The 14,679-nt window shown below is 39.6% G+C and carries 18 protein-coding genes and 1 pseudogene; 7 read left to right on the top strand and 12 right to left on the bottom strand.

Going from position 1 to position 14,679, the window contains the following annotated elements; genetic code table 11:
- Positions 1-36 precede the first annotated feature (36 nt).
- The 9 genes from HC643_RS41210 to HC643_RS41200 all read right to left on the bottom strand — a co-directional run bounded on the left by HC643_RS41210 (position 37) and on the right by HC643_RS41200 (position 5,478).
- Complete coding sequence (locus tag HC643_RS41210) at positions 37-219, bottom strand: helix-turn-helix domain-containing protein (RefSeq protein ID WP_038084277.1); 183 nt, start codon at positions 217-219, stop codon at positions 37-39.
- The gene (locus HC643_RS41205) at positions 170-346 is read right to left on the bottom strand and encodes an Rpn family recombination-promoting nuclease/putative transposase (RefSeq protein WP_237265831.1); all 177 of its coding nucleotides are present in this window, start codon (positions 344-346) and stop codon (positions 170-172) included. Before HC643_RS41205 ends, HC643_RS41210 begins: the two co-directional genes overlap by 50 nt.
- 182 nt (positions 347-528) lie before the next feature.
- The gene (locus HC643_RS04520) at positions 529-747 is read right to left on the bottom strand and encodes a type II toxin-antitoxin system HicA family toxin (protein WP_038084275.1); all 219 of its coding nucleotides are present in this window, start codon (positions 745-747) and stop codon (positions 529-531) included.
- Positions 747-989: a type II toxin-antitoxin system HicB family antitoxin gene (locus HC643_RS04515; protein WP_038084273.1), complete on the bottom strand. Its 243-nt coding sequence runs from the start codon at positions 987-989 to the stop codon at positions 747-749. Before HC643_RS04515 ends, HC643_RS04520 begins: the two co-directional genes overlap by 1 nt.
- A 235-nt stretch (positions 990-1,224) precedes the next feature.
- A complete protein-coding gene (locus tag HC643_RS04510) occupies positions 1,225-1,932 on the bottom strand; it encodes a hypothetical protein (protein WP_038084270.1) in 708 nt (235 codons plus the stop codon).
- 106 nt (positions 1,933-2,038) lie between these two features.
- Entirely contained in the window at positions 2,039-2,743 is a 705-nt protein-coding gene (locus tag HC643_RS04505) for a hypothetical protein (protein WP_038084267.1), read from the bottom strand.
- Positions 2,744-2,836: 93 nt separating this feature from the next.
- Positions 2,837-4,375: an FAD-dependent oxidoreductase gene (locus HC643_RS04500; protein ID WP_038084330.1), complete on the bottom strand. Its 1,539-nt coding sequence runs from the start codon at positions 4,373-4,375 to the stop codon at positions 2,837-2,839.
- 182 nt (positions 4,376-4,557) lie between these two features.
- Positions 4,558-5,244, bottom strand: a complete 687-nt coding sequence (locus HC643_RS04495) for a hypothetical protein (RefSeq protein WP_038084265.1) — start codon at positions 5,242-5,244, stop codon at positions 4,558-4,560.
- Between the two features lie 81 nt (positions 5,245-5,325).
- Positions 5,326-5,478, bottom strand: a complete 153-nt coding sequence (locus tag HC643_RS41200) for a type II toxin-antitoxin system HicB family antitoxin (RefSeq protein ID WP_237266058.1) — start codon at positions 5,476-5,478, stop codon at positions 5,326-5,328.
- 554 nt (positions 5,479-6,032) lie between these two features.
- Here HC643_RS41200 and HC643_RS04490 point away from each other — a divergent pair.
- The 7 genes from HC643_RS04490 to HC643_RS04460 all read left to right on the top strand — a co-directional run bounded on the left by HC643_RS04490 (position 6,033) and on the right by HC643_RS04460 (position 12,603).
- Positions 6,033-7,328 (top strand): glycosyltransferase, encoded by a 1,296-nt coding sequence (locus HC643_RS04490; RefSeq protein ID WP_038084263.1) that lies wholly within the window; start codon positions 6,033-6,035, stop codon positions 7,326-7,328.
- A gap of 92 nt (positions 7,329-7,420) precedes the next feature.
- Positions 7,421-8,488, top strand: coding sequence for a glycosyltransferase family 2 protein (locus tag HC643_RS04485; protein WP_038084260.1), 1,068 nt, complete (start codon positions 7,421-7,423; stop codon positions 8,486-8,488).
- An 89-nt stretch (positions 8,489-8,577) separates the two neighbouring features.
- Positions 8,578-9,450 carry an ABC transporter permease gene (locus HC643_RS04480; protein ID WP_038084258.1) on the top strand — a complete coding sequence of 291 codons (873 nt, stop codon included), beginning with the start codon at positions 8,578-8,580 and terminating at the stop codon, positions 9,448-9,450.
- Positions 9,451-9,452: 2 nt separating this feature from the next.
- Positions 9,453-10,730, top strand: a complete 1,278-nt coding sequence (locus tag HC643_RS04475; protein WP_038084254.1) for an ABC transporter ATP-binding protein — start codon at positions 9,453-9,455, stop codon at positions 10,728-10,730.
- Between the two features lie 85 nt (positions 10,731-10,815).
- Positions 10,816-11,880, top strand: a complete 1,065-nt coding sequence (locus HC643_RS04470; protein ID WP_050046432.1) for a glycosyltransferase family 2 protein — start codon at positions 10,816-10,818, stop codon at positions 11,878-11,880.
- A 213-nt stretch (positions 11,881-12,093) separates the two neighbouring features.
- On the top strand, positions 12,094-12,264 hold the full coding sequence (locus tag HC643_RS04465; RefSeq protein ID WP_167844622.1) for a hypothetical protein: 171 nt from the start codon (positions 12,094-12,096) through the stop codon (positions 12,262-12,264).
- A 177-nt stretch (positions 12,265-12,441) separates the two neighbouring features.
- A complete protein-coding gene (locus HC643_RS04460) occupies positions 12,442-12,603 on the top strand; it encodes a hypothetical protein (protein WP_038084252.1) in 162 nt (53 codons plus the stop codon).
- Positions 12,604-12,802: 199 nt separating this feature from the next.
- On the opposite strand, the gene HC643_RS04455 is transcribed toward HC643_RS04460, so the two are convergent.
- The 3 genes and pseudogenes from HC643_RS04455 to HC643_RS04445 form a co-directional block, all read right to left on the bottom strand.
- A complete protein-coding gene (locus HC643_RS04455) occupies positions 12,803-13,243 on the bottom strand; it encodes an Hsp20/alpha crystallin family protein (protein ID WP_038084251.1) in 441 nt (146 codons plus the stop codon).
- Positions 13,244-13,432: 189 nt separating this feature from the next.
- Positions 13,433-13,630 (bottom strand): catalase-related domain-containing protein, encoded by a 198-nt coding sequence (locus HC643_RS42000; protein WP_038084247.1) that lies wholly within the window; start codon positions 13,628-13,630, stop codon positions 13,433-13,435.
- A 31-nt stretch (positions 13,631-13,661) separates the two neighbouring features.
- Positions 13,662-14,297: pseudogene (locus HC643_RS04445) on the bottom strand (catalase).
- Between the last annotated feature and the right edge of the window lie 382 nt (positions 14,298-14,679).

The raw sequence follows: 14,679 nt of genomic DNA, 5'->3' as shown, positions 1-14,679 counted from the left end.
TCACTCAGCTAGTCTGGGCGAATTGTCTGCAAAGCTTCAAGATTCTTCATTTTGTTGATTAATAGCTTGTCGTACTACCTCAATATCTAGTTCAAGTACCCGTGCTATTTGTTCTACACTTAATCCTTCTTTTGATAGTTTTGGAACTGTTTCTAGCTGAGTTTCCTCCCTAACTTCTTGATAGAATCTGGTTTGCCGCCATTCTGTTAATCCAAACATTGCTTCCAACTCCTGTCGAGAATGATATTGAAAATTTATAAATTAGCATCCTCTCTACTAATTCTAAAAGCTGACTGCGGTTCGCGGCATCTGTTTGTTGCACTTGACTGATGAGGTTTCTTGCCATTTGTACTGCAACATCTTGAGGAGTAAAACATATGTATTATAAAGTAACGCGATCGCACTATTAGCGGTCGATGACAAGCACGCAATCTCGTTGTTGTGCGATGTTAGCTAAAACAATAGCAGGAGAACCAGGCAAACCTAATTGTTAACCTAGATTATCGGGCGTAGGTAATGGAGTATTTTTTAAAGCGCTTCCCATTCATCTTTACTGACTTGAGCTTGCTTTAATATTTTTGACAGCAAACTTTTGCTAATATCTCCTTCATGGGGATTAGGAATAATTAATCTCAGTTCATCCTTAATCATAAATTGATGCCTTTTACCTGAATATGGTCTCTCAAAACCAAGTTGTTTCAGGTAATAAATTAAATCGCGTCGATTAATCGCTTCAAAGGGTGGCATTATGCCACATCCTTATTAAAAGCAAGAGAAATTCCATCTAGCACAGGCATTGTATGCCCTAACCGCAATCCTAATACAATCCACTCTTCCAAAGAATCTTTCAATTCTTCTTGACAGGCTTCAAGTGTAGGAGCATTGGCGTATAATCCTTGCAGTTCAGGAACTTCTCCATAACAAGTGCCATCATCTAACATTTCATAGTTAGCACGCTTCAAGGCTGCTTCAATATACTCTGTCAGCATTTTTTATCCGAGCTGATTTTTGCTTTACTACCTCATTGTAACCTGAGTGTATTTCTTAGGAGAAAAAGTATGAAAACGAGGCAGCGTAAAGAGAGTAGCAACATATAGCATCCGAGTAGATGTCAATAAGTATTGATTAATGTGCCATTGTACAGAACGAGTGACGAATACGCTTTCAATTTACCAAAATTTCTTCGCTCCTCTCTCTTAAAGAATGACCATACATCACACTGACTCAACGTGCGCCAAAAATTTCTGAAAGTGCTGAGACAATATCTAGATAAAAGTTACCTTGTACTGCTCGGAACAACTCGAATTTAGAATCGGGCGAGCCAAAAAATGGTCTGAGAAACCATCCCAGCTGCATTCCCACAAACGCGTAAAGAAGCAACCACGATCGCAGTATAGTTGTCCGTGTTTTTTTGCCTACCTCATCTTGTTGGGAAAGTAATTGCATTCCCTCGTAAAGGAATTTGACCCCAAAAGAACCCGTGATCCCAAAAATGACAACATTTAAAAGTTTAAAAAATTGATATGAGTCAGGGGCTGTGATTAAAAAGAAAAGCGTCACCGGTGCGAAACTGAACAAAAGGACACTAATAACCGATACAGCAGTTAGCAGCACGACAAAATGCTGTATAAAGCTGCTACGAGAACCAAATAAAACATTAAAAAAGAATAAAGTTGGAAAACAAATGATGAGAGTGAGTAAATAAAATGCAGGTAACTTAATACTTCCAGAAATTGCTTGTATCCAGCTGTGAGATGAACCGATAATCGCGCCGTAAACAGCAAAAAAGATGGAACTTGAAACCAGTAGGGAGCTAATTTTGCTTTGCAGCCTAATTTCTTGTCGAATTTCTTCTAGAAAAGCTTGGCGATCGCGCAGTAAACTCAGAAGAACGGAAAAGTGTTGAATGCCTTGAAATTGTTTTTGAATCATATATTTGGTTAATGGTTAGTTGTTAGTGCTTAGCCCAGAGAAAGTAGGCGGGTTTGCCACGCCCTAGCAGTCAATCTGAAGGATTAGTGGTTAATGGTTCATACTACTAACGAAAACCCAACAAATAACCAATGGATTGCAGAACGCTTAAATAAAAATTTCCTTCTCTCTCTCTAAATAATTGAAAGGTAGAATCGGGTGTACCAAAAAAAGGTCTGAGAGTCCATCCTAACTGGCTTCCAACAAAAGCATAAAGAAATAACCAAGAACGTATAATTTTTTTACGGGTAGTGCTACCCTCACCGTCTTGTTCTAAAACTATGCTTGTTGCTTGATAGAGAGAAGAGATACCAATAAATCCTGTTAAAGCAAAGATAATGACATTTAACAAGATGAGAAATTGGTAGTTATTCGTTGTAATTAAAAAGAAGAGTGTGATGGGTGCAAAACTAAACAACAATACGCTCGTTACAGAAACAGCTGTCAATACTAAAGCAAAATGCTGACCAAAAGTGCGTTTTGAACCAAAAATGATGTTAGAAAAGAAAAGTGTAGGCAGACAAATGAGTAATGTTATCAAATAGAGGGCTGGTAGTTTAATAGCTGAAGAAAAAGCTTGCATCCAACTGTGGTAAGCACCAATGATTCCACCATAGATTGCAAGGAACAGAGAGCTACAAACAAGCAAGGATATAATTTTATGTGGCAATCTCACCCCCAGGCGAATATCCTCTAGAAATGCTTGTCGTTCTCGCAGTAAGCCAATAAGTACCGCAAAGTATTTAACGCCTTGAGATTCTCGCTCTATCATATTATTGTCATACCTGGAATTAGAGGAAATTGTTAATAGCTAATAGCTAATAGCTAATTGTTAATAGCCATTAGCCATTAGCCATTAGCTATTTCAAAAATAATCATTGCCAGAACCGTATTTCCAAGCTTCAGCTAAGCGATGCCAATAGTATTTGGAAACATTGGGTAAAGTTTTCATCCATGGTTGTAACATTTCACTTAGCAAAAACAAAACAGCGTAAACCCCTAAATTTCCGTAATGTACTATCCAATTGAGTAAAGTTCCCAATCCAACCTGTGGAATTACCTTGGCGACTAATCCAGGATGTGTCACACCCGTTTTGAGCAGAGTTTGTGTCAGTGCTGGAAACTGCACCACATCTTGCAAAAATGGTTTGAGAACCGATTCGCCTAACTGTTCCATCTGTTGAAAGACTGCAGACAGCAGTTGGTTAATTTGATTGGAATCAATTTTTTGATTAACTTCCACACTCATAGCCCTTTGGAAAAGCCAAGTGACAGCTAAACTGGGTTGGTATGGTTGCAGAAGTGAGAGTGCATTGGCGGATAGTTGATTGGTTTGCAGTGCTTCATGAATGCCTTGTGTCAGACGCTCTAGGTGACGTACCATTGCACCGAAACCCCCAAAACTTAGGGGAGACTGGTTACCACTGCTATCTCCAAGTGGTAGTATCCGGTTCCAAGGTGTCTTTAAAGGGCTTTGTTGGTAGGAGGGGAAAAAGCCAAACAGCGCTCGTTGAAATGCCAGTTGGTTTAACTCCACGCCTTGATATTCTGGCATTAAGCGCAGATAATCCTCAAAAAGCGCTTCTAAACCCATGCGTTGTGGATGTGCATCCATGTAAGTAAACATATAGGTGGTTCTGCCATCTTTTGCTGGGAAAGCTTCCCAAAAGTACTGGCACTGGTTGTGCAAGGGTGTGAAAGATAACAACAAGTCCCCCGTATGGTTTTCCGGAAAACCTCGAGCACAACTTCCCACTACCAAACACAGTGCATCTGGTTTTTGTCCTGCTCGTGCTTGTTCCACGATGGGGGAAAGATTCCCCATAGCGTCAATGAGCAACCTGGTTGTGAACTGGTTGTTGACTCTGATTCCGTCGGGATGAACAACTGCTTCTGTAAATGGCGTGTTTTCAAATAATTTTCCACCACAGGCAAGAAATTTCTGTTTTAAGGTTTCTAAGAGGTAAACTGGATCGACGCCAATATTTAGGACATCCCGTACCCAAACTTCCGTACCGTTATGGAAGCCGACTCGAGCAGGATTGTATTCTGTAGCGATCGCTTTCTCTAATTCTTCTGTCGTCAGTAAATTTAGTTCTAAAAAAACTTGTAGTTCTTTACGGGAAATGTTCCATTCTTGCTCTCTACCCCGCAACATTCTCCGTTCTATGAGCGCTACTCGCACTCCTCTTAAAGCTAAGGCGGAGCCAATTAAAATACCCAAGGTTCCACCGCAAATGATAACGTCCCAATCTACGGTACCTAAAGGTTGGGTTGTTTCCTTGACAACCATTGGTATTGGTGCATCCCCTTCTCTTATGGATGCTAAAATGCGATCGCTTTGACGCAGCCCTTCTAAAACATTACCTGGTAGTTGCGAGAGAATTCCTTCTGTTAGTGACATATCAGCCAATTCCATCACCGTAAATTACTCTATAGGAATCCTAAATTATTTATAATAAACTTAGCTCCCCGAGTTCTTGGAGAAGTCGGGGAGCTAGACACCGCAAATTTTTATAAAAAAAAATAACATTCCTATATTTATAGGATACTGAAGATTGGTGAAAGAATGGACTTCTCGAACGACTAATCTGGTTTTTGCCTCCCTTCAGCTTCCAAATGCTCAAAATTAGGATAATCAAAAATAGGAGACAGAATAGGAATATTACCTAGAACAGCTAAATCATCTTTAATTTGCCCTGTCAAAGCCGCCATTAAAATATTATGTTGGCGAATATTGGAGACAAGTTCTTCTATATTTCGGTTCTCCCAATAACCTCCTTCATCAGTCACATCGCAGGTAATTCCCAATTCACAAGCCGCATCGAGCATTTTCACAATCAGTAAATGACACTTGAGAAAATTCTCCAAACCACCATATTCAGGATTGCTAGCATATTGAGTTTTACAAAAACCCGTCCACATCCAATCATTAACATCTTTTATTTCCGAATGGGTAGCCAAGCCAAAAATAGGAGTTTCAGAGCCTTCTCCTGGAAGCGAATCAAAACCAATAATATAGGTAGAATTTTCCCAAGAAAAGCCATTCATAGCAATTTCTACTGGTTTTAATGCCCGAATTTTAATAAAACAGTAGGGGTCGTTGAAATCATCTTTATCAAAATAACAATCCTTTCCTGAAATTTCTACCAACTCATCAACAAACTTAAAAGGAAGTCGTAAAGCCAAGTTATGTAAAGCAACAATTTTTTCTCTTGCCTCGTTAACGCTGGCATTTTTTAAACTAAATTCATAATGAATTGTTAATCCCATTGTCCACTTAAATCTTCGTGAGGATATATAACAATCCTATCTGATTGGTGAAAAAATTTCAGTACTGTAGGATGGGCATACCTACATTATGTGTTGCTTTGGTTCTGGAATGGGACGACCTAGTTCCTTAGCTGTATCAATCCACTCCTGCATGATAATTTCTACATTTTCCAGTGCTTGTTGATATGTATAACCATCAACTGCACAACCAGGTAATTCTGGTACTTCCGCAATAAATGCTTAGTCTTCCTGGCTCCAATGTAGAATAACTTCATAGCGAAGCATCGTTTTACCTTCTAAATTGTACTTAAGAATAACTGCACGTACTTGCTTTACCTGATAAGCTTTAGCCTGTGAACCTTTAGGTTGGAGATTTAGAATTTCTTCAACACCTTCTTTGGTAAAGATATAGTAACTCCCGCGTCGTCGTTACCGCAAGCAATGTTATAACCTGCTTCACGTATATATAACGCTCATATTGAGAAAATCTCATTTGCAAGGAACCGCATTACGCAGTCTCCGATAAAAAGCTTAGTGACGTAAATGCACGACGTAACTGTACGAGTGGCGTTTTCAGTACTCCTACCGATCGCACTGTCAGTACATAAATTTGTCGATCGCTAAAAATTTACGGAATCTTTAAGAATATAAAGATACGCTAAAGAAAATTCAAAAAATAGCTTTTATATAAAAAAAAGTAATTATGGTAGTTAAAGATTATTTGCCCTAAAACTACGAAAATCGGTACCAAAGCAACTCGAAACAAACGTTGATTTGTAATTTCTTTTATGAAAATAGCATTCATTGTAGGTGAGTTTCCTGTATTATCAGAAACTTTTATCCTAAATCAAATTACCGGGTTAATTTCCCGAGGACATGAGGTACATATTTACGGTTCTCGTCCAGACGATCTGTCTAAAATGCATCCAGATGTGGAAAAGTATCAGCTGCTAGAAAGGACTCATTATGTACCTACAATTCCAACAAATTACTTATGGAGAGTACTGAAAGGAATTGGGTTAATAATCACTAATTTACACAAAAGTCCCTTGGTTTTGTTGCGATCGCTCAACTTTTTTAAATATGAGAAATACGCAATTTCTCTGCGGCTGTTATATTCAGTGATACCACTCCTTCAGTCCACGCATTACGATATTATTCACGGTCAATTTGGAATGCATGGTATCGAAGGTCAGATATTCCGAGATATTGGTGCTATAAAAGGTAAATTGATCGCGTCATTCCGAGGGTATGATATAAGCTATTATGTTCAGGAGTGCGGACAAGATGTTTATAATGAACTTTTTGTCAAAGGAGATTTTTTTCTTGCAAATTGTGAATTTTTCCGACAGAAAGCCATTACTCTGGGTTGCGATCGCGACAAAATAGTAGTTCTTCGTTCTGGAATAGACTGTAGTAGATTTCAGTTTAAAGTCCGACGTCCTCACCCAAATGACAAAATTCGGATTGTCACTGTTGGTCGTCTTGTGGAAAAGAAAGGTATAGAGTATGGTATCCGTGCTCTTGCCAAAGTGGCAAATGTTCATCCAGATGTTGAATACAATGTCATAGGTGATGGTTACTTAAAAGAAGAGTTACATTTGTTGATAGAAGAGTTGAAAATCACAGATAAAGTCAAACTTCTTGGCTGGAAAAACCAGCAAGAAATTATTGAGATTCTCGACAATTCTCATTTATTTATAGCTCCAAGTGTAACCGCTCAAAATGGCAATCAAGACGCACCAGTTAACACTTTAAAAGAGGCTATGGCAATGGGTTTACCAGTTATAGGTACTTTACATGGTGGTATTCCCGAACTCGTGCAAGATGGTGTTTCTGGGTTTCTCGTTCCAGAGCGAGATTCGGATACCATTGCTGAAAAGTTAATTTATTTAATCGAGTGTCCCGATATCTGGGAACAAATGGGTCGAGCTGGTCGTACTTGTGTAGAGGAAAACTACGATATTAATAAGTTGAACGAGAAGCTAGTTAACATTTACCAACTAGTAGCACTGACCCCTCCTCAACTCGGTCAGAAGGAATTTTCAGCGGTCGTAGCAAATCGCAACTACATTAATCCGTAGTTACACTATAAGTGGTATGACTTAGAATCGGTGCTTCCAGTGTCGTTCTTAAATACACAGGCAGACAGTTGACATTAGTAGAGGTCTTGGATATGAACTCATCAGAAGTAACAAACCCGCAAGTGACGATTGTTGTCGTTCCACGGGAACGCTTCAGTTACACCCGTGAGTCTCTAGAAAGCATCTACGCGTGTACGGAATATCCTTTTCAGTTGATTTATGTCGATGGTGGGTCCCCGTCTCACATCAAAAAATACTTAGCAGAGCAAGCCATTCAAAAGCAATTTCAACTGATTCGCACCGAATATTATCTTTCTCCAAACCATGCAAGAAATATTGGTTTGCGTCAGGTAAACAGCAAGTATGTTGTTTTTATTGATAACGATGTTGTCGTGACTCCTGGTTGGCTGAAGACTTTAGTGTCCTGCGCGGAAGAAACAGAAGCGACTGTAATCAGCCCTCTAATTTGTCAGGGAACTCCTTTGCATGAAGAAGTGCATTGTGCGGGTGGCGAATCTGGAGTTGTTCTAGAAACTAGGGGTGAAACCACAAGACGGCGGATAATTGAAAAAATTTACAAGCAAGGTCGTCAAGTTTCAGAAGTCCGTCCTCAATTGCAACAACAAAAAACCGGGCTAGCAGAATTCCACTGTATGATGGTACGCACTGAGATATTTCAGAAAATTGGATTTTTGGATGAAGCCCTGCTGAATACCAAAGAACACGTTGATTTGTGCATACAGGTGGCTGAAGCTGGCGGTACGGTTTACCTAGAACCTGATTCCCTTGTCACTTATGTACCGGGACCTCCACTGGATTGGACAGATTTGCATTACTACATGTTGCGTTGGAGCGATGAGTGGGAACTCACAAGCCTAAAACGCCTGCGCGACAAGTGGAACCTCACTGAAGATGAGTACTTTAAAAATAAGTACAAGCGCTTGGGATGGCGTCGCGATATGACAATTATCAGTTCCATCGCCCGAAAAGCACCCTTTGGTAGATTTGGGTCACGAGTGGTTGGGAGGATACTGTATGAAATGGATAAGGTTTTGAACAAGTATATTACTAGCCGCTATGCTCAAAGGTACTTGCAAGGTCAACAAAACTCTGTCTCTTCAAAAATTGTGAATGCGAGCGTAGCTTCAACACAAGGATGATATTTTAAGGAGATCGCTCTCAAAGAAAGTGTATGATGAACGTTATTCATCATACGCATACATCCATATATGCAGTAAGGTGAAGAACTTTGAAACAAAAAGAGAGCCAAAAATCGCGATTACCTGAAGTTATTTATACGCCTGAAAGTCAACTGCGGCGTCCAATCGATCTGTTAAAACAGATGTGGCGGGATTTGCTAGCTTCTCGCGAGCTTGCATGGCGGTTGATGGTAAGGGATATTACGGCTCAATACCGTCAATCATTTTTAGGTGTAGCTTGGGCATTTTTGCCGCCAATTGTCATGGCTGTTGGGTTTACTCTTGCAAATGATGCTAATGTCATTAATGTTGGTAAGACTGACATACCCTACCCAGCATATGTGATGTTCAGTACTGCACTATGGCAAACATTTGTAGAAGCATTAAACGGTCCGGTACAAGCCGTGACAGTCGCAAAACCAATGCTAGCCAGAGTGAATTTTCCTCGGGAGTCTCTCATTTTAGCAAAAGTAGGCGAAGTGTTTTTTAACTTTGCCATCAAGTTGATTTTAATAGTGGGATTGTACTTCTGGTTTCGTATTTCGATCGCTTGGACAGTTATCTTAGTCCCAGTTGCGTTGATTCATTTGGTCGTTCTGGGGACGTTCATTGGTGTTTTGTTGGCTCCATTGGGAATTTTGTATCAAGACGTTTCTAAAGGGTTAACTCTCATTACAGGGTTTTGGCTGTTTTTGACTCCCGTGGTTTATCCAGTTCCCAATGAAGGAACATTTGGGTTACTAGTCAAGCTAAATCCTGTCACTCCTCTATTAGTGACAGCACGAGAATTAGCAACAACAGGAGTTATCTCCAACCCTTTAGAATTTTGGGTTGTCAGTGTACTCTCCTTTGTGGGATTGTTACTCACTTGGGTGACTTTTCGACTTGCAATGCCTTTTGTTGTTGAGCGAGTGAGTTCTTAGGAATGACTAATTTAATAGAAAAACAAACTACGACTCATCCTGAAGAAACTGAAGTTGTTATTTCAGCTAAAAATGTTTCTAAAAAGTTTTGTAGAGACTTAAAAAACTCTTTGTTCTACGGGCTTCAAGATATTGCGATCGAACTCACAGGAGGAACCCGAAAAAGCGATACTTTAAGAGCTAAAGAATTTTGGGCACTTAGTAATGTTAGCTTCGAGCTAAAGCGCGGAGAAGCATTAGGTTTGGTGGGCTCTAATGGAGCCGGAAAAAGCACGCTGCTACGCATTATCAGTGGTTTGATTAAGCCAGATACTGGTAGCGTAAAAGTAAGGGGTAGAGTCGCTCCTCTGATTGCTCTCGGTGCAGGGTTTAATCCCATCCTATCGGGACGAGAAAATATCTACGCAAATATGTCTGTACTGGGTTTATCGACTGAAGAAATTGAAGAGAAATTTCAGGAGGTCGTTGATTTTGCCGGAATTGCAGATGCGATTGATGCTCCAGTACAAACTTATAGTTCTGGAATGGCAGCAAGATTGGGATTTGCGTGTGCAGTTCACATTGAACCTGACGTTTTGCTGATTGATGAAGTGCTAGCTGTAGGAGACATTTCTTTTAGAATGAAATGTTATCAAAAATTGGCAAAACTTAGAGAACAGGGTACAGCTTTTATTTTAGTTTCTCACAATCCTCATGTTGTCTTAAATGTTTGTGAATCTTCGATTTATTTAAAAAAAGGTAATTTGATAACTTCTGGTGAAACAGGCTCTGTCATTCGTAAGTACGAAGAAGACCTTTGTTTGGGAGGTACAGAAGCAGCTTCAGGCGTAATGTATTTACCCGAAAAACAAAAGAGCGACAGTCCTGGCATTGATGTTATTTCCTTATGTTTTAAGGATGAGCAAGGAAACATACTCGATACTCTTCTGTCTGGTGAACCAGGCTATTTATGTGTTGAATGTGCAGCACATATAAAAGTAGAAAATCTCAATATAGGTATATTAATTACTGCTTTATCCGGACAGAACGAACGAGTTTTGTATATTACTTCATCAAGTGATAACGAATTCCTTGAGATACTTCCAGGTAAAGTGGAAATACAGATGCAAATGCCTTACTGTTGCTTATTACCTGGTCTATATAGCGCCAAAGTCTATGTAAAAGAAGGCATTCGCTCTTTCGATATAGTAGAGTCTTTTAGATTTGTAGTAAGAGCGAATAAAATCATCAGTCAATCTTTGTTTTATCAGCCCAGACATTGGAAAGTTATTAATAAATAAAACTGGGTTTGAAAAAATAAAAAATACTTATTGACTTTGGGTTTGATGTATTCCCCTGTTCTTTTGAAAATTAGGAAATGAACATATGCCACCCCTCGTATCAGTGATTATTCCGTGCTTTAATACAGAAAGATGGATAGCAGAAGCAATTGACAGTTGTTTGCAACAAACATACCCAAACATAGAGATTATAGTTGTTGATGATGGTTCAACTGATAATTCTTTAGAAATTGTCAAAAGTTATGGAAAAAAAGTTATTTGGCAGAGTGTAAGCCATAGAGGAGGAAATTACGCTAGAAACACGGGTTTAGCATTATCAAAAGGCAAGTATATTCAGTATTTGGATGCAGATGATTACATCTTACCTAACAAAATAGAAAGGCAAGTATCTTTCCTGGAAGAAACAGGAGCTGATGTTGTTTACTGTGATTGGAGATTGCGGCATCATTTATCTGATGGCACCAGTTTTTTGGATAAAATAGAACGTCCAGGAACACAAGCAGATATCACTGAATCTTTACTGGCTGATTGGTGGACTGCGGTTGCTTCTTTACTTTATAGAAGAACTGCTGTTGAGAAAAGCGGTGGTTGGGATGAGAATTTAAAAGCTGCACAAGATCGAGATTTTTTCTTATCAGTAGTTCTTCAAGGTGCTAAAGTTGTCTATCAACCAGGTTGTCATGCTGTGTACAGACGATATGGAAATGTCACAGTCTCTACTCGTTCTAAACCTCTTTGGATAGACAGTCATCGTTCAGTATTGATTAAAGCAGAACAAAAACTGAAGCAGATCGATCGACTTTCTACCAAGTATCGTTATGCAATAGCGAAATGTTACTTTGATTTGTCTAGGGAAGCACTACAGCTTGACGACTATCCAAAATACTTACAGTTGTTAGACGAAGCTTTAATGGTCTTTCCTGAGTTCAAGCGAGATGGTGGTAGGCAATCATACCATTTCATTCAGTCCATTTGTGGTTTTCGCCTAGCTGAAAGTATTGTTTGTCGTCTTTTGTTAACTAAAAAGGTTATTGATTCAGTCATGCTACAGATACAAGCAATACAAGACCATTGGTTAGCTTCTCAGTCTACCAGTTCCCACAAGTTAGTGCAGGCTAGCGAAAATAACTACCCAGTTGGAAAAGCGTAAATACTGATGAGTGTCAACTTTATTCCCTTCAGACCAGAGCAGAACCCATAACATACTACAATCTTGTCATAAAGGCTCGTTTACCGCTACAGATAGATTATCGAGCATCAAAATCACCCAGTCGGGTTACTCTAAAGGATGAAGTCTAACCTTTGAAAACTAGTTTACTTTGTTGGTAACTCGGATATCAACAAGCTAGTCTTTAGAGGAACTATGGATGAAGTTACGACTACTAGTAGAATCTGGCGCTTTGACGATCGCACTTATAGCTTGCGGGTTCCATCAACAGTCTACTGCGTTCGCGAAGCGCACGCCGTACCCGGCTTATCGCCCCACGTTCAATTCATTTACCAATTCAGGTATACATTTTACAAGAATTTTTGATGGTTAGAAGATAGTTAGACTACAAGATTTGACGGCATAATACCAATTCCTGCACGTTCTTGAGATAAATCCTATCCCCCATCTCCCCCTGGTATGACTGCTAACCACTAACAGCTAACAAAATCTTTATATCAGGTGAAGATAGGTATAGCACATAAATTTGGTTAGAGAAGACTCATGAATCGTGGAAAAATAATTGCAATTATTACGGGTGCGATTTCTATCATTTTAGCAATTGCCTACCTCATCCTCGTCCAACTCCTAGACTTTCGCGGTGAAATGAAACCTGCTCCTATTAGCCAATTGCCACAACAGGTAATAATGCTAGAGCTTTGGTAAAGCAATTTCACCCAACCTAGTTTCTGCAGTCCCTTGTCACTTAGCGAGAGTTAGGTTGGAGATGAGGGCTGTGAATTTATTAAAAAAGCCCAGTCGCTAGATTACGGCTGGGCTTTACCTTTAGACTAACCTACTGTGCATTTCAGTTAAACAGCCTAAAGGTAAGACTTAATGATTGAAGACACAAATTAGCAGGTGTTTAGTTGAGGTTAATTTTTACAACTTTGTTCTTTTCTTGTTCTGTTTTGGGCAGTGTCAAATTCAAGATACCGTCCTTGTATTCTGCCGTAACATTGGTATTTTGAACGCGAGTTGGTAAAGGGATGACGCGTTGAATCTTACCGTAATGAAATTCACTGCGAGTCACACCTTTGTCTTCGGTCTTAGTTTCCGTTCTGCGTTCTCCACTAATAGACACAGTATTTTCTGTGACTTGCACATCTAAATCTTTAGCTTCCATACCTGGAAGTTCTACTTTGAGATGAATAGCATCTGCGGCTTCATGCAATTCAACTGCAGGAACTTTTGTAAACTCTCTGTCAAATAAAGCTGATGGTACAAGAACGTCATCAAATAAGTGATTGATTTGACGTTGTAAAGAGTTCATTTCTTGCCAGGGGTTCCAACGAGCTAGTGTCATATTTATGCCTCCATTTGTAAGACTTTATTTAATGAATTCAGGATTTAATTTGCTTTGATTCTTATGTTATTTAAAAATAGAAAGTATGAAGGTTCGGTTTTAGGTACTCAATCAATAATAAATACCGAACCAAAACGAGCGGTTGTATTCCCGACTTCTCTAAAAAATCGGGAATTTCAATAAACCTTGTTATGCGTTAACGGTTTGAGCAGATGCTGGCATCATGGATGCATCGATCTCAATCCCCAATCCTTCTGCCACACGACGACCGTAATTAATATCTGCACGGAAGAAATGGCAGATCTGTCGCATTTGAATGTCGCGTCTTGCTTGGCTCAAACTACCTGCAATATTTTGTATGAGACGGTCTTGTTGGTCGGGTGTCATGAGCCGAAAGAGATCTCCTGCTTGGGTATAATCACCACACCCTTTCCCCTTGGGCATTTATGAGGCTAAAGGTATGGCTACCATAACCGTTCATGTGGCGATAGGTTTTGGGAGTCCCGCGATCGGAAAACAGAATCGTAACCTGATGCAAAGCTTCTGGGCTAAGTGACCAGAAATCCCAAATGGCGTTAGCGTCTTTGTAATTCGTTTGAGGATTGCGTTTTTGAGTGTGGATGAAATCAGGAAACTTAAGCGGATCGCGAATAAAGAAAACTGGTGTATTATTACCTGTCAAATCCTAGTTTCCTTCTCTAGTATAAAATTTTACAGAAAAACCTCTAGGGTCACGCTCAGCATCAGCGGAACCTTTTTCTCCACCCACTGTCGAGAAACGAAGAAGAACTTCGGTTTGCTTGCCAATCTCTGAAAAAACTTTAGCTTTGCTGTAACGCGTAATATCCTGAGTAACGGTGAAAGTTCCAAATGCAGCAGATCCTTTCGCATGAACGACTCGTTCTGGAATCCGTTCTCGGTTAAAGTGCGCTAGCTTTTCTATCAGGTGAAAATCCTGCATCAGTACGGGTCCACGAGCACCTGCTGTCAAAGAGTTCTGATTATCTCCAACCGGAATGCCATCAGCAGTCGTTAATGTTTTAGGGTCAGCCATAGTAAGAGATTTCTCCATTAAGAGTACAAAGACTTTACAATAGCAGGTCAGTTCGTTGAGCTTGAACTCATTTATATACTCATAGTCATTATAAGTTCATTTTTAAATCATACTCGAAATGACTTCGTTTTAGTAACTTTCATTACATATTGCAACAAAGTGTAAATAGGTAGGTACATCAAACCGGATTATGTAAACTTATTTAAAGCACCATAAATTCTTTAAAAATCAGCTTTTCAGCAATTTACATTTCTTAATCTAGTTGTGTGTTTTAATGCCCACCTACTTAATACAAGTAAGTCAAGCCAATGTAACTAGCTCGTAGTAGTGCTCTAACGCACGGGCTGCAACTACGAGCTATTGGCGCACAAACTCCCCTTGA

It is taken from the genome of Tolypothrix bouteillei VB521301 (assembly GCF_000760695.4).
Classification (GTDB): Bacteria; Cyanobacteriota; Cyanobacteriia; order Cyanobacteriales; family Nostocaceae; genus Scytonema; species Scytonema bouteillei_A.
This window is presented reverse-complemented; position numbering and strand designations above follow the sequence as displayed.

Coding starts and splice junctions, on each gene's coding strand:
- HC643_RS04475 (WP_038084254.1), top strand. CDS start 9,453: ATGACTAATTTAATAGAAAAACAAACTACGACTCATCCTGAAGAAACT.
- HC643_RS04520 (WP_038084275.1), bottom strand. CDS start 747: ATGCCACCCTTTGAAGCGATTAATCGACGCGATTTAATTTATTACCTG.
- HC643_RS04500 (WP_038084330.1), bottom strand. CDS start 4,375: ATGTCACTAACAGAAGGAATTCTCTCGCAACTACCAGGTAATGTTTTA.
- HC643_RS41205 (WP_237265831.1), bottom strand. CDS start 346: ATGGCAAGAAACCTCATCAGTCAAGTGCAACAAACAGATGCCGCGAAC.
- HC643_RS42000 (WP_038084247.1), bottom strand. CDS start 13,630: ATGACACCCGACCAACAAGACCGTCTCATACAAAATATTGCAGGTAGT.
- HC643_RS04495 (WP_038084265.1), bottom strand. CDS start 5,244: ATGGGATTAACAATTCATTATGAATTTAGTTTAAAAAATGCCAGCGTT.
- HC643_RS04510 (WP_038084270.1), bottom strand. CDS start 1,932: ATGATTCAAAAACAATTTCAAGGCATTCAACACTTTTCCGTTCTTCTG.
- HC643_RS04515 (WP_038084273.1), bottom strand. CDS start 989: ATGCTGACAGAGTATATTGAAGCAGCCTTGAAGCGTGCTAACTATGAA.
- HC643_RS04465 (WP_167844622.1), top strand. CDS start 12,094: ATGGATGAAGTTACGACTACTAGTAGAATCTGGCGCTTTGACGATCGC.
- HC643_RS04470 (WP_050046432.1), top strand. CDS start 10,816: ATGCCACCCCTCGTATCAGTGATTATTCCGTGCTTTAATACAGAAAGA.
- HC643_RS41210 (WP_038084277.1), bottom strand. CDS start 219: ATGTTTGGATTAACAGAATGGCGGCAAACCAGATTCTATCAAGAAGTT.
- HC643_RS04460 (WP_038084252.1), top strand. CDS start 12,442: ATGAATCGTGGAAAAATAATTGCAATTATTACGGGTGCGATTTCTATC.
- HC643_RS04455 (WP_038084251.1), bottom strand. CDS start 13,243: ATGACACTAGCTCGTTGGAACCCCTGGCAAGAAATGAACTCTTTACAA.
- HC643_RS04505 (WP_038084267.1), bottom strand. CDS start 2,743: ATGATAGAGCGAGAATCTCAAGGCGTTAAATACTTTGCGGTACTTATT.
- HC643_RS04490 (WP_038084263.1), top strand. CDS start 6,033: ATGAAAATAGCATTCATTGTAGGTGAGTTTCCTGTATTATCAGAAACT.
- HC643_RS04485 (WP_038084260.1), top strand. CDS start 7,421: ATGAACTCATCAGAAGTAACAAACCCGCAAGTGACGATTGTTGTCGTT.